General features: G+C 58.4%; 13 protein-coding genes. 7 read left to right on the plus strand and 6 right to left on the minus strand.

Annotated elements, in window-relative coordinates; all coding sequences use genetic code 11:
* Positions 1-153 precede the first annotated feature (153 nt).
* The 7 genes from ACR0DS_RS11645 to ACR0DS_RS11675 all read left to right on the plus strand — a co-directional run bounded on the left by ACR0DS_RS11645 (position 154) and on the right by ACR0DS_RS11675 (position 7305).
* Entirely contained in the window at positions 154-1197 is a 1044-nt protein-coding gene (locus tag ACR0DS_RS11645; RefSeq protein ID WP_480487339.1) for an RluA family pseudouridine synthase, read from the plus strand.
* Positions 1194-1865, plus strand: coding sequence for an HAD-IA family hydrolase (locus tag ACR0DS_RS11650; RefSeq protein ID WP_480559538.1), 672 nt, complete (start codon positions 1194-1196; stop codon positions 1863-1865). The genes ACR0DS_RS11645 and ACR0DS_RS11650 overlap by 4 nt, the downstream gene beginning before the upstream one ends.
* Positions 1866-1868: 3 nt before the next feature.
* Positions 1869-2576 (plus strand): ATP12 family chaperone protein, encoded by a 708-nt coding sequence (locus ACR0DS_RS11655; RefSeq protein WP_480559540.1) that lies wholly within the window; start codon positions 1869-1871, stop codon positions 2574-2576.
* A gap of 205 nt (positions 2577-2781) precedes the next feature.
* A complete protein-coding gene (locus tag ACR0DS_RS11660; RefSeq protein ID WP_480474036.1) occupies positions 2782-3798 on the plus strand; it encodes an amino acid ABC transporter substrate-binding protein in 1017 nt (338 codons plus the stop codon).
* Positions 3799-3926: 128 nt separating this feature from the next.
* A complete protein-coding gene (locus ACR0DS_RS11665; protein WP_480474035.1) occupies positions 3927-5195 on the plus strand; it encodes an amino acid ABC transporter permease in 1269 nt (422 codons plus the stop codon).
* 1 nt (position 5196) lies between these two features.
* The gene (locus ACR0DS_RS11670) at positions 5197-6501 is read left to right on the plus strand and encodes an amino acid ABC transporter permease (protein ID WP_480484763.1); all 1305 of its coding nucleotides are present in this window, start codon (positions 5197-5199) and stop codon (positions 6499-6501) included.
* Between the two features lie 12 nt (positions 6502-6513).
* Complete coding sequence (locus ACR0DS_RS11675) at positions 6514-7305, plus strand: amino acid ABC transporter ATP-binding protein (RefSeq protein ID WP_480484762.1); 792 nt, start codon at positions 6514-6516, stop codon at positions 7303-7305.
* Positions 7306-7349: 44 nt separating this feature from the next.
* Here ACR0DS_RS11675 and ACR0DS_RS11680 read toward each other — a convergent pair whose 3' ends face one another.
* The 6 genes from ACR0DS_RS11680 to yidC are packed head-to-tail and all read right to left on the minus strand — an operon-like array spanning position 7350 to position 12693.
* A complete protein-coding gene (locus tag ACR0DS_RS11680; RefSeq protein WP_480484761.1) occupies positions 7350-7850 on the minus strand; it encodes a SixA phosphatase family protein in 501 nt (166 codons plus the stop codon).
* Entirely contained in the window at positions 7847-8533 is a 687-nt protein-coding gene (locus tag ACR0DS_RS11685) for a ferredoxin (RefSeq protein WP_480559542.1), read from the minus strand. Before ACR0DS_RS11685 ends, ACR0DS_RS11680 begins: the two co-directional genes overlap by 4 nt.
* A 22-nt stretch (positions 8534-8555) precedes the next feature.
* On the minus strand, positions 8556-9419 hold the full coding sequence (gene argB / locus ACR0DS_RS11690; protein ID WP_267363778.1) for an acetylglutamate kinase: 864 nt from the start codon (positions 9417-9419) through the stop codon (positions 8556-8558).
* A 60-nt stretch (positions 9420-9479) separates the two neighbouring features.
* Positions 9480-10133 carry a ribosome biogenesis GTP-binding protein YihA/YsxC gene (gene yihA, locus ACR0DS_RS11695; RefSeq protein ID WP_480559544.1) on the minus strand — a complete coding sequence of 218 codons (654 nt, stop codon included), beginning with the start codon at positions 10131-10133 and terminating at the stop codon, positions 9480-9482.
* Positions 10130-10867 (minus strand): MOSC domain-containing protein, encoded by a 738-nt coding sequence (locus ACR0DS_RS11700; protein ID WP_480484758.1) that lies wholly within the window; start codon positions 10865-10867, stop codon positions 10130-10132. Before ACR0DS_RS11700 ends, yihA begins: the two co-directional genes overlap by 4 nt.
* The gene (gene yidC / locus ACR0DS_RS11705; RefSeq protein ID WP_480559546.1) at positions 10864-12693 is read right to left on the minus strand and encodes a membrane protein insertase YidC; all 1830 of its coding nucleotides are present in this window, start codon (positions 12691-12693) and stop codon (positions 10864-10866) included. The genes ACR0DS_RS11700 and yidC overlap by 4 nt, the downstream gene beginning before the upstream one ends.
* Between the last annotated feature and the right edge of the window lie 50 nt (positions 12694-12743).

The raw sequence follows: 12743 nt of genomic DNA on the forward strand, positions 1-12743 counted from the left end.
TGGCGGGTGGCGCTGAGCCCCCACGAACGCCAAAGGTTCCTGTCTGATACCTTGACTCTTGCCGCGTTGCGCGCGAGAGACCCCCATGATTTCTGGGACACGGACAAAGACGCAATCCGGGCGGATCACCCGCGCGGCGCAAGGGGCAATGGCATGAGTGGCGTACAGATGATTACAGTCGCTGAAGGGGACGGCGATCAGCGTGTGGACCGCTGGTTGCGCCGCCTGTTCCCGCATGTCAGCCAGGGCCGCATCGAAAAGATGTGCCGCAAGGGAGAACTGCGTGTGGATGGCAGCCGGGCCAAGGCCTCGACCCGATTGGAGGTCGGGCAGGTGGTTCGTGTGCCGCCATTGCCGGGGCCTGATCACAAACCGGTTGAGGTCAAGCATCGTATCTCGGATGCGGATGCCAAGATGATCCAGTCCTGCGTGATCTACAGTGATGATCACATTCTGGCCCTGAACAAGCCGCAGGGCCTGCCGGTACAGGGCGGCAGCGGGCAGACCCGGCATGTCGACAGCCTGTCCGAGGCGTTGCGGTTTGGGTATGACGAAAACCCGCGTCTGGTTCACCGCCTGGACAAGGATACGTCAGGTGTTCTGCTGCTGGCCCGCACGCGTGAAGCCGCGAAGGGGCTAACAGCCGCTTTCCGTCACCGCGATACACGCAAGATTTACTGGGCGCTGGTTGCAGGTGTTCCCACGCCATATCTGGGTGAAATCAAGACGGGTCTTGTGAAAGCAGCCGGTCATGGCGCCCACGGCGAGGGTGAAAAGATGATCCCCGTCCATATGAACGAGATCGACAGCACCCCCGGTGCGAAACGGGCACATACACATTATGCGACCCTCTACCGGGTGGCCGGGCGCGCCGCTTGGGTGGCGATGGAGCCAATCACGGGCCGCACCCACCAACTGCGCGCGCATATGGCAGCGATCGGGCATCCGATCATAGGCGACGGCAAATACGGTGGCTCGGGGCAGGAAAACCTGGGTGATGGCTGGGGCGCACAATTGGGTGGGATCATCAGCAAAAAGCTGCATCTGCACGCGCGGCGACTGTCATTCCTGCATCCGATCACGCGCAAACCTGTGACCGTGACAGCGCCCTTGCCAGAACATATGAAACACAGCTGGGACACCTTCGGCTGGACCGAGGATCTGGCCGCCGACGACCCGTTTGAGGCGCTGCAATGAGCGCACCCCTGCGGCTGGTTCTATTTGATGTCGATGGCACTCTGGTCGACAGTCAGGGCAGTATCGTTCACGCCATGACCACCAGCTTTCAGGCCGCGTCGGTACCTGTACCGACGCGAGAGGTGATCCTGTCCATTGTCGGGCTGTCCCTGCCACATGCCATCGCACGATTGGTGCCGGACCAACCTTCCTCGGTACAGAACGATCTCGTTGAAGGGTACAAGGAAGCTTATCACGCGCATCGCTTGGATTTGGACGCTGCCAGCTCTCCGCTCTATCCCGGCGCGCGAGAGGCGATTGAAGCCTTGCACGCCGTACCCGAAGTGCTTCTTGGGGTGGCAACCGGCAAATCCAAGCGCGGACTTGATGCGTTGATCGAAGTGCATGGGCTTGAGCGCTACTTCGTCACCCGGCAGGTCGCCGACCACCATCCGTCGAAACCGCATCCTTCCATGGTGCAGGCCGCGTTGGCCGAGACCGGTGTCGAATCCGACTGCGCGGTGATGGTCGGCGATACAAGCTATGACATGGACATGGCTGCCGCTGCCGGGGTGCGCGGCATCGGCGTGGCATGGGGGTACCATGATCGGTCTGCTTTGACCTCGGCCTTCTGCGTGATTGAGACCTTTGACCAGTTGCCCACTGCGCTGGCCGGGATATGGAACTGAAACATGAGTGACTGGAAACCGAAACGCTTCTGGAAAGAAAGCCGGATTACCGAGGTCGACGGCGGGTTTACGGTTGAACTGGATGGCCGCCGCGTCAAGACCCCTGCCAAAGCGGCGTTGATCCTGCCGACCCGCGCCATGGCCGAAGCGGTTGCGTCAGAATGGGATGCCCAGCAGAAAGAGGTAGAACCGTCGACGATGCCATGCACCCGTTCGGCGAATGCGGCAATCGACAAGGTTCGGTCCCAGCACGGGGAAGTTGCCGATATGCTTGCGGATTACGGCGATTCTGATCTGCTGTGCTATCGAGCGACACATCCAACAGAGTTGCAGGAACGTCAAAGCGCCGAATGGGATCCGGCACTGGACTGGGCCGAGGCTGCGCTGTCTGCTCGCTTGCAGCCGGTTATAGGTGTGTTGCACAAGCCGCAATCTGCCGCTGCCCTGTCGGCGCTGCGTGCTCGCGTCCATGCGCTGGATGCGTTTCAACTGGCGGCGTTCCACGATCTGGTCAGCTTGTCAGGGTCATTGATTCTCGGGTTTGCGGCGGCCATGGATTGGCGCGAACCGGCCGAAATATGGCGCATTTCGAGGCTGGACGAAACCTGGCAGATCGAACAATGGGGTCACGATGACGAGGCCCATGCGGTTGCCGAAACGAAGAAAGCCGCATTTCTGCATGCTAAACGCTTCTTTGATATGTCGGTTTGATCCTTATTTTCCGATTTTTGGCCAAATGTTCAAATTGGTTGGGGTCTGATCCATCGTTTTCGATGATCCGACCCTTGACGTTTGTTTATGAATACGCCCAAACTCAGTGCCACTAAAGGGGAGACACCTTTGGAGTAACCTATCCGGCATCCACTTGCCGGGCAGAGCCGCCTCTGATGGGGCGGGAAATCAGGAAGAGGTAAAAATGAAAAAATCCGTAATCTTGGGCGCGGCAACGATTGCCGGTCTTGCTGCTGGCGCAGCCGTGGCAGGGACCGTTGACGACGTTAAAGCGCGCGGCAAGCTGAACTGTGGTGTGACCACCGGTCTGGTTGGCTTTGCTGCTCCTGACGCCAATGGCGAATGGCAGGGCTTTGACGTATCTCTGTGCCGTGCCGTTGCTGCTGCTGTTCTGGGCGATGCAAGCGCGGTAGAATTCGTTCCGACCACCGGTAAGACACGTTTTACCGCTCTGGCCTCGGGCGAGATCGACATGCTGGCGCGGAACACCACCTGGACCTTCAGCCGCGACGTCGACCTGAAGTTCGAATTCACCGGTGTGAACTACTATGACGGTCAGGGCTTTATGGTTCCCAAGGCACTGGGCGTAAGCTCGGCCAAGGAACTGGACGGCGCAACCGTTTGTATCCAGACCGGCACCACAACCGAGCTGAACCTGGCGGACTTCTTCCGTTCGAACAACATCAGCTACGAACCGGTTCCGATCGAAACCAACGCCGAAGCACAGCAGCAGTACCTGGCTGGCGCATGTGACGTTTACACCACCGACGCTTCGGGTCTGGCGGCAACCCGCGCCACATTCGAAAACCCCGGTGATCACATCCTGCTGCCTGAAATCATCTCGAAAGAGCCGCTGGGCCCGCTGGTCCGTCACGGCGACCACGAGTGGGGCGACGTTGTGCGCTGGACTCTGAACGCGCTGATCTCGGCTGAAGAGCTGGGCGTAACCTCGGCCAATATCGATGAACTGGCCGCGGGTACCGAAAACCCTGAAATCAACCGCCTGCTGGGTACCGAAGGCACCCTGGGCGAGATGCTGGGTCTGAACGCTGACTGGGCAGCCAAGGCGATCAAAGCCGGCGGCAACTATGGCGAAGTGTTTGCCAAGAACATCGGTGAAGAAACCCCGATTGGTCTGGCACGCGGCCTGAACGCACAGTGGACCGAAGGCGGCCTGCTGTACTCGCCGCCGTTCCGCTAATATCGACGGAGAAGGGCGCAGGGCAACCTGCGCCCTTTTTCCATCCATAAGAATCACGCCCGTACGGTTTTGAGCAGGGATCAACTCTGCCGACATATTTACGGGATGCACGGGGATATACATAGGTCATGACGACTCTCACTGACCCGCCGAAGGAGCAGTTCCGGCTGTCCATGCTCCTTTATGATACGCGGTACCGATCTGCGACCATCCAGGTCATTGCAATGATTGGTTTTATGCTTCTGGCAGCCTGGATCATCTCCAATACCATCCAAAACCTCGAAGCGCTTGGAAAACCGGTTGAGTTCGGCTTTTTCGCAGAACCGGCCAGTTACGATATCAACCAGCGCTTGCTTGAATACGATTCGCGCGACAGTCACTTGCGCGCGGCCTTTATCGGCTTGCTGAACACGCTGGTTGTGGCGGTTCTTGGTTGTATCACAGCAACGATAGTCGGTGTTTTGGTTGGTGTTCTGCGCCTGTCCAACAACTGGCTGGTTGCGCGGATCATGACCGTCTATGTCGAGATGTTCCGCAACGTACCTGTGCTGCTGTGGATCGTTCTGGCCATGGCCATTCTGATCGAAAGCCTGCCAGCACCAAGGGCGTTCCGCGGAGAAAACCCAGAAGCCACGATGAATCTGTTCGATTCTGTCGCGGTGACCAATCGCGGGGTCTATATCCCGGAGTTCCTGTTCTCGCGCAGCCTGGGTGATATACACATCTTCGGTGCGTCGAGCCTGCGGTTCGATATCTCGCTGGACCTGATCGCCATTCTGATCGTGCTTGGTGGCAGCATCTTTGCGATGCGCAAGGTGTCCGCCTGGGCACAAGCCAAGCAAGAGGCATCCGGTGATCGTCCGACTATCTGGCACATCCAACTGGGTATTCTGTTTGTGCCGATGATTGTCCTTCTCACCATCCTGGGGTTTCACCTTGGTTTCCCTGAGCTGAAAGGCTTCAACTTTACCGGCGGCACACATTTGCGTAACTCGTTGATCGCGCTGTGGCTGGCCTTGTCGCTTTACACGGCGGCCTTCATCGCCGAGATCGTTCGTGCGGGTATCCTGGCCATCTCAAAAGGCCAAACCGAAGCCGCATCGGCGCTGGGTCTGCGCCCGGGCCGGACCATGCGCCTTGTGATCCTGCCGCAGGCATTGCGGGTGATCATTCCGCCCATGATCTCGAACTACCTGAACCTGACCAAGAACTCGTCACTGGCGATCGCGGTCGGATATATGGACATCACGGGGACCCTTGGCGGCATCACCATGAACCAGACCGGTCGCGAGCTGGAATGTGTTCTGCTGTTGATGCTGGTCTATCTGTCCATCTCGCTGAGCATCTCAGGGGTGATGAACTGGTACAACAACCGTGTAAAACTGGTGGAGCGGTAATATGAGTGATGTTTCATTTGTCCGCACGGAAATGCTGCCCGAGCAGGCACCGCCTGCTTCCGAGGTCGGTGCGCTGGGATGGGTCAAGCACAACCTGTTCTCAAGTTGGTTTAACACGATCCTGACGGTGGTTTCGCTTTATGCGATCTACTACGTGCTGTCAGGTGTTCTGCCATGGATTTTCCAGTCCGTGTGGAATGCCGACTCTCTCAACGAGTGCCGCGAGATCATGATGGCCACCTGGGGGTCGACCCATGGGCACGCCTGCTGGGCGGTTATCAATGACCGATGGTTACAGTTGCTGTTCGGCTTCTATCCAAGCCATCTGTACTGGAGACCGATCCTTGCGCTGGTTCTGTTGCTGGTCGCATTGGCGCCGGTTCTGTATTCGGACCGCGTCCCAACCAAGATGCTGATCTTCACGGCAATCTACCCGTTCCTGATGCCGTTCCTGATGTGGGGCGGAACCATCTGGGGGCCAATCTCGGCCGCGCTTGGGTTTGTCGTCGGTTGGTTCGTGTATTCGGTCCTCAGCAAGCAGGTGAGTGAACTGGTGGGTATGATCGGTGCGGTCGTTGCCGCAGTGATCTGGTGGCTGGTGCTGTCCAGCTATTTCACGGGCGCGTTGGACTCGGTTCTGCCGATTGGCATCGAAGCTGTTGAAAGCCGTCAGTTCGGTGGTTTCATGCTGGCGATCCTGCTGGGCGTTGTGGCCATTGGTGTCTCACTTCCGATCGGTATCGTTCTGGCGCTGGGGCGTCAGTCGGACCTGCTAATCGTCAAATACCTGTGCGTGGGCTTTATCGAGTTCATTCGCGGTGTGCCGCTGATCACCTTGTTGTTCGTGGCGTCGCTGCTTCTGAACCTGTTCCTGCCGCCAGGCACCAACTTTGACATCATCTTGCGGGTGATGATCATGATGACCCTGTTCTCGGCGGCCTACATGGCCGAGGTGATCCGGGGTGGTCTGGCTGCCCTGCCACGAGGACAGTACGAAGGCGCCGACAGTCTGGGCCTGAACTACTGGCAGGCGCAGAGGCTGATCATCATGCCGCAAGCCCTGAAAATCTCAATTCCGGGCATCGTGAGCACATTCATCGGGATCTTCAAGGATACGACGCTGGTGTCGATTATCGGGTTGTTCGACGTGATCGGATTGGCATCTGCTATCCGCGCCGACACAGCCTGGAACGGCATCTATTGGGAACTGTTCGCGTTCATCGCGTTCCTGTTCTTCATCGTCTGCTTCTCTATGTCCCGTTATTCCATGTATCTGGAGCGCAAGCTTCAGACTGGCCACCGTTAAGGAGTTCAACACATGTCTGAACTTGCAATTGACCGCGAAATCGACCGTTCCAAAATGCAGGTGAGCGACGAGGTCGCCATCGAAATCACCAACATGAACAAGTGGTACGGTTCCTTTCACGTGCTGCGCGACATCAATCTGACCGTCAATCAGGGCGAGCGGATTGTTATTGCGGGTCCGTCCGGGTCAGGGAAATCTACCCTGATCCGCTGCCTGAACGCGCTGGAGGAACACCAGCAGGGCACGATCATCGTGGATGGGACCGAGCTGTCGAATGACCTCAAGAACATCGACAAGATCCGGTCCGAGGTTGGCATGGTGTTCCAGCACTTCAACCTGTTCCCGCACCTGACCATTTTGGAGAACTGCACGCTGGCCCCGATCTGGGTGCGCAAGACGCCTAAGAAAGAGGCCGAAGAGCGCGCGATGCATTTCCTTGAAAAGGTGAAAATCCCCGAGCAGGCCGACAAGTATCCTGGTCAGCTTTCGGGTGGTCAGCAGCAGCGTGTGGCAATTGCCCGCTCGCTGTGCATGATGCCGCGGATCATGTTGTTCGATGAACCGACATCGGCGTTGGACCCCGAGATGATCAAAGAAGTGCTCGACACCATGATCGAGCTGGCCGAGGAAGGCATGACCATGCTGTGCGTGACGCACGAGATGGGCTTTGCCCGTCAGGTTGCCAACCGCGTGATCTTTATGGATGCGGGCCAGATCGTGGAACAGAACGAACCGGAAGAGTTCTTCAATAATCCGCAAAGCGAGCGGACCAAACTGTTCCTCAGCCAGATTCTGGGACACTGAACGGCTCAAGATGGTGGAAAGGCGGGGTTTTGCCCCGCCTTTTTCTATTCCAGCAACTCACGCGCAGTGGTGAAGCCCAGCACCGCGCCCATATGCCAGCGCACGTCTGACCAGCTGTCGGCGTCGAATTTCATCACAGTGGTTGCACAAGTCGGATAGTCGAAAAAGCGCATGTGATCCGGCGGCCGTTGCACAAGGCGGTTGGCGAATTCGGCGATTCCGGGGTTATGGCCCAGCATCAACACAGTCGGTTCCGTGGCACCTGCTAACTCGCGCAACATGTCTTCGGCATCGGCGTCGTGGTAGAGCGATTTGTGAAAGCGGACCTTATCGGCCTTTAACCCCATCCGGGCCCATGTCTCGCGGGTGCGGGTTGACGTCGAGCTTAGCACTTCTTCCGGCAGCCAGCCGTTATCGCGCAGCCATGCACCAATGGCGGGGGCAGACCTGCGCCCACGCTTGTTCAGGGGGCGTTCATGGTCGCCAAGTCCCGGATTGTCCCAGCTGGATTTGGCGTGACGCGTCAGGATCAGGGTGCGGGTCATGACGGGTGAAAAGCCATCATATGATGGGCTGATTGTTCGGGGTCGCGCCCTGCGCCAGCGCTGAGCGGGCAAGCGAGGCGGGCCAGACAGCCGCCCGTCATGCAGGACTGCCCCTTAGCGGTATCAAGATGGTTGTGGCAGGCTGCGATGTCATAGAAGTTTTGCGCGTTCAGCGCGCCGACAGGGCAGGCCGTCGTGCACGGTGCGGCGCAGGTGTCACAGGGGGAAACGCCGGACGCCTCGGGGATGGCAAGCTCATGGGCGAAATGCAGTGCGCCGCGATATGAGATCATCATGCCGACCGTGTCATGTACCAAGGCCCCCACCGGGCTGCTGAAAGTGCGTCCCGATTTCAGGGCCCAGTCGATGAATGGCGCATAGGGCGGACCACCAAAGGGGAAATAGGCCTGTGCACCGAACGCATGCGCCATCTGGCCGACGGTTCTGGTTGACCAGTGGTCTACTGGATCAGGCCCCCGCCATTCCGGCGAGGCTTTCAGAGCAGGCCAGAAATCAGGACCCGCGCCCAGCAAGACCAGCGTGCCAGTGTCAAGTTGCCGGGCTGCCACGCGATGAGGATGCAGCGCACCCATGACAATCAACCCCGCCTGACGCGCCGCGTGTTCTACGCGGCCATAGGTTGCCGCATCCGGAACTGAGGAAGGTTGCGCAAGGTCTGTCATCTTCCCTCGGCTGTTGCTGCGATCAGTCTGGCCGTATCAGCGACCCGGCGCCATGTTCCGTGAACAGTTCAAGCAGAACCGCATTTGGCGCGCGCCCGTCAAGTATCACGACGGCCCGAACGCCGCTGTGCAGGGCATCGAGGGCCGTTTCGGTCTTGGGGATCATACCGCCCGCGATGGTGCCTTCGCGGGTCATCTCGCGGATCTGGCCGGCTTTCAGCTCGGTCACCACGTCACCAGCCGCGTTCTTGACGCCCGAGACATCAGTCAGCAGCAGAAGGCGGTCAGCTTTCAATGCCGAGGCAATCGCCCCGGCAGCCGTATCGCCGTTCACGTTGAACGTTTCACCCTCACGTCCCGCGCCCAGAGGGGCGATGACCGGGATCACATCATGTGAGAACAGATCATGCAGGATTTTCGGGTTCATCTCGGACGGGGTGCCGACATAACCCAGAGACGCATCCGTCTGGTCGCAGATCATCAGGTTTGCATCCTTGCCCGACAGACCCACGGCCGAACCGCCCTGTCCATTGATAGCCTGAACGATGCGCTTGTTCACCAGGCCAGACAGAACCATCTCGACAACTTCGACGGTTGCCGTGTCGGTCACGCGCTTGCCGTTCACAAAGTCGGACTGGATATCAAGCTTGTTCAGCATCGCGTTGATCATCGGACCACCGCCATGCACGACAACCGGGTTCACGCCGACCTGCCGCATCAAGACGACATCGCGGGCAAAGCTCTCCATCGCCTCGTCACTGCCCATGGCATGCCCGCCCAGCTTTATGACGACGATGGCCCCATCATAGCGCTGCAGATAGGGCAATGCGCTGTTCAGAGTTGCTGCGGTGGCGATCCAGTCCCGGTTCATGTCACGTGTCTTCATTGCTAAGGTCCCTCTGACCGTCCGTGTTAGGGCCTTTGCACCGCGCTGCCAAGGGCGAAGCTATTCCAGATGCGCAATGATCGAGCGCAGGGTCGGAATCCCGTCGCCTTTTTCGGACGAGGTCAGGACGATTTCCGGGAATGCTGCGGGATGTTTGGACAAAGCCGCACGGGTTTGTTCCAGAACCTTCTCGCGCTCGTTGGCCTTGACCTTGTCGGCCTTGGTGAGAACGCATTGAAAGGTCACGGCACTGGTATCCAGCAACTTCATGATTTCAGTGTCGACCGGTTTTACCCCGTGGCGCGCATCGATCAGGACAAAGGCACGGCGCAGTGTCTGACGGCCGCTCAGGTATTGCTTGAGAAGCTTCTGCCATTTTTCAACCACGTTAACCGGTGCATTGGCATACCCATAGCCCGGCAGGTCCACCAGATAGAGGTCCGGGCCTTGCGTGAAAAAGTTGATTTCTTGCGTGCGGCCAGGTGTGTTCGAGGCACGCGCCAGACCCTTTGTTCCGGTTAGCGCATTGATCAGGCTGGATTTGCCGACATTCGAGCGACCGGCAAAGCAAACCTCCAGCCGGTCAGGAGCGGGCAGGCCCGTCATGGCGACTACGCCTTTGACAAATTCAGACGGGCCGGCAAACAGTTTGCGACCGCGTTCTTTTGCGAAGTCATCCGGCTCTTCGGCCAGCGGAAACGGAAGCGTGGTCATAACACCTCCAGGGTATCATTCAGGCGGATTTCACCACCCTGAACAACCTCGGCATAGACGCCGAAATCCTGATGATCCCAGCTGTTCAGCGCGCCCAGAGTATCCGCGTCGCGTTCGCCGGTTTCCGGATTTGCGGTGGTGGCCAGACAGCGGACTATACGCTCGCGAACCCGGAGCACGGTTTCGCCAATGCGAAGGTCTCGGCCCAGCCAGTCGAATTCATCCCACTCAGGCAGACCTTCGAACCAGATGTTCCCGCGCCATCGCGCCGCAGACAAAGACTGGCCCAGCTTTTGTTCAACAGCGCGATGAGACGCCATGTTGCACAGGCTGATTGACGGGAAATCGGTATCGGTCATGCCGCGCCCGGGCACCCGGACAATTCGGGCGGACGCAGCGCGATCCGTGGGCATAAGCGGTTTTACCCAGTCCAGGAAAACCGATTCTTCTGTGTCAGGATGAAAGCTCAGATTCGGGCGGTCCGGGTGGTGCAACGTGACCTGCTCGCCGTCCAGTTTCGCCCAAATCGCCATAAGCTTGGGGGCTTTTGAACCGCGACTGAAATTCACACACGGGGCCCATTCCGTTCCGTCGGTCTTGGCCGCTTCATGGGCAACGGCCCAAACGCGATCCCCGGGCATGGTCTGCCCGGGGTTGAGGGTAATCTGGCTCAGGGCTTCACGCCCATGGCTTTTGATCGGGTGACGCCAAAGGCCTGAAACTGTTCCGCTCATTTCTTGTCCGTGTTCGGCAATCGCTTAAATCCGGATTTGATGTTTCCGAATACGTCCGGCGAATAGCCCTGACTGCGCATGATCAGATACTGTTGGGTAAAGGTGATCGTGTTGTTCGCAATCCAGTACACGACCAGACCGCTTGCAAAGCCGCCCAGCATGAACATGAAGACCCAGGGCATCCACGCGAAGATCATCGCTTGTGTGGCATCAGTTGGTGCCGGGTTCAGTTTCTGTTGCAGCCACATCGAGATCCCCAGCAGCAGCGGCAGAATACCGATAAAGATCAGCGCCATCAGGGTATCCGGTTGCGGGCCGGCCCAGGGCAGCAAGCCAAAGAGGTTCATGATTGAGGTCGGGTCAGGTGCGCTCAGGTCCTGGAAGGGGCCAAACCACGGTGCTTGACGCAGTTCGATTGTGACGAAAATCACCTTGTACAGCGAGAAGAAGATCGGGATCTGCAACAGGATTGGCAAACAACCGGCAGCGGGGTTCACCTTTTCCTTCTTGTACAGCTCCATCATGCCCTGCTGCATCTTCTGGCGGTCGTCGCCCGCGGCTTCTTTCAGGGCTTCCATCTGCGGTTGCAGTTCCTTCATCTTCGCCATCGAGACGTAGGACTTGAAGGCCAGCGGGAACAGGATTGCCTTGATGATCAGCGTCAGGCCAATAATGGACCAACCCATGTTGCCGATCAGCGCATGAATGTTGTGCAGCAGCCAGAAAATCGGCTTGGTCAGGAAGAAGAACCAGCCCCAGTCGATACTGTCGATGAATTTCTGCACACCGTCAGCCTGGTATTCGCGGATGGTCTCCCATTCCTTTGCGCCAGCAAACAGCTGCGTTGTCACCTGCTCGGTTGTTCCCGGTGCCACGGTCAGCGTCGGAAGTACCGTTTCTGTCTGGTAAATCTTGCGACGCGAGTCGTATTTGGCAGCCGCCTTGAAAGCAGAACCGGGTTCCGGGATCAGCGTGGTCATCCAGAAATGATCGGTGAACCCGATCCAGCCGTTTTCCTTGACCTGGAATACCTCGGCCTGCGCGCGTTCGTCCGGATCGATATCGAAATCACGAACGTCGCCATAATCCACTTCGGTCAGAGTGCCGTCGGCCATACCGATCACACCTTCATGCAGAATGAAGAAGTTTTTCAGGTCCGGCAGGTCGCCGTCTTCGCCAATGCCGTGGCGCGCAAGAATGCCATAAGGTGCCAGTCCAACTTCGGTTCCGGTGGCGTTTTCGACAGATTGCGTGACCGTGAACATATAGTTCTCATCAACCGCAATGGTGCGGCGGAATGTCAGTCCATTGCCGTTTTCCCAGGCCAGCGTCACAGGTGTGTCAACACCCAGGGTTTCACCCTGCTCGAGCGTCCAGATGGTGTTTGGTCCGGGAACATCGGTACCGGTCAGGCCCGCGCCAGGAGCCCAACCATAGAGGGCGTAATAGGCGGATTGCGACCCGACCGGCGACAACAGCTCGACAATCGGAGAATCCTCGGCCAGTGAGACCTTGTAGTCTTTCAAAGACAGCTCGTCGATCCGACCGCCAGCAAGCGACAGGCTACCGGTCAGGCGGGGCGTGTCGATATTGATGCGGGGCGCTTCGGCCTCGGGTTCAGCTTCGGCAGCTGCCGCAGTTGCCTCTCCGACAGTACTGGTGTCGGCCGCACTGGGCGTCTGAACCTCACTGCCTTCGACGCTGGTTACTTCAGCCTGATCCGGGGTTGTCGTCTGTTCCGGAGGGGGGAACAGCACGAACCAGACCAGGATCACGAGAAAGCTGAGCGCGGTTGCGAGGATAAGGTTCTTGTTCTGATCGTCCATCGGGGACAGCCACCTTGAGCAGTGAAAGACACCCGCAGGGTTCAACAGAG

This window comes from Ruegeria sp. AF5 (assembly GCF_056541905.1).

What these genes read in the sequence shown, in the direction of transcription:
- ACR0DS_RS11650 (WP_480559538.1), top strand. Translation starts at nt 1,194, where the DNA reads ATGAGCGCACCCCTGCGGCTGGTTCTATTTGATGTCGATGGCACTCTG.
- ACR0DS_RS11655 (WP_480559540.1), top strand. Translation starts at nt 1,869, where the DNA reads ATGAGTGACTGGAAACCGAAACGCTTCTGGAAAGAAAGCCGGATTACC.
- ACR0DS_RS11670 (WP_480484763.1), top strand. Translation starts at nt 5,197, where the DNA reads ATGAGTGATGTTTCATTTGTCCGCACGGAAATGCTGCCCGAGCAGGCA.
- ACR0DS_RS11645 (WP_480487339.1), top strand. Translation starts at nt 154, where the DNA reads ATGAGTGGCGTACAGATGATTACAGTCGCTGAAGGGGACGGCGATCAG.
- ACR0DS_RS11680 (WP_480484761.1), bottom strand. Translation starts at nt 7,850, where the DNA reads ATGACCCGCACCCTGATCCTGACGCGTCACGCCAAATCCAGCTGGGAC.
- ACR0DS_RS11685 (WP_480559542.1), bottom strand. Translation starts at nt 8,533, where the DNA reads ATGACAGACCTTGCGCAACCTTCCTCAGTTCCGGATGCGGCAACCTAT.
- argB (WP_267363778.1), bottom strand. Translation starts at nt 9,419, where the DNA reads ATGAAGACACGTGACATGAACCGGGACTGGATCGCCACCGCAGCAACT.
- ACR0DS_RS11700 (WP_480484758.1), bottom strand. Translation starts at nt 10,867, where the DNA reads ATGAGCGGAACAGTTTCAGGCCTTTGGCGTCACCCGATCAAAAGCCAT.
- yihA (WP_480559544.1), bottom strand. Translation starts at nt 10,133, where the DNA reads ATGACCACGCTTCCGTTTCCGCTGGCCGAAGAGCCGGATGACTTCGCA.
- ACR0DS_RS11675 (WP_480484762.1), top strand. Translation starts at nt 6,514, where the DNA reads ATGTCTGAACTTGCAATTGACCGCGAAATCGACCGTTCCAAAATGCAG.
- ACR0DS_RS11665 (WP_480474035.1), top strand. Translation starts at nt 3,927, where the DNA reads ATGACGACTCTCACTGACCCGCCGAAGGAGCAGTTCCGGCTGTCCATG.
- yidC (WP_480559546.1), bottom strand. Translation starts at nt 12,693, where the DNA reads ATGGACGATCAGAACAAGAACCTTATCCTCGCAACCGCGCTCAGCTTT.
- ACR0DS_RS11660 (WP_480474036.1), top strand. Translation starts at nt 2,782, where the DNA reads ATGAAAAAATCCGTAATCTTGGGCGCGGCAACGATTGCCGGTCTTGCT.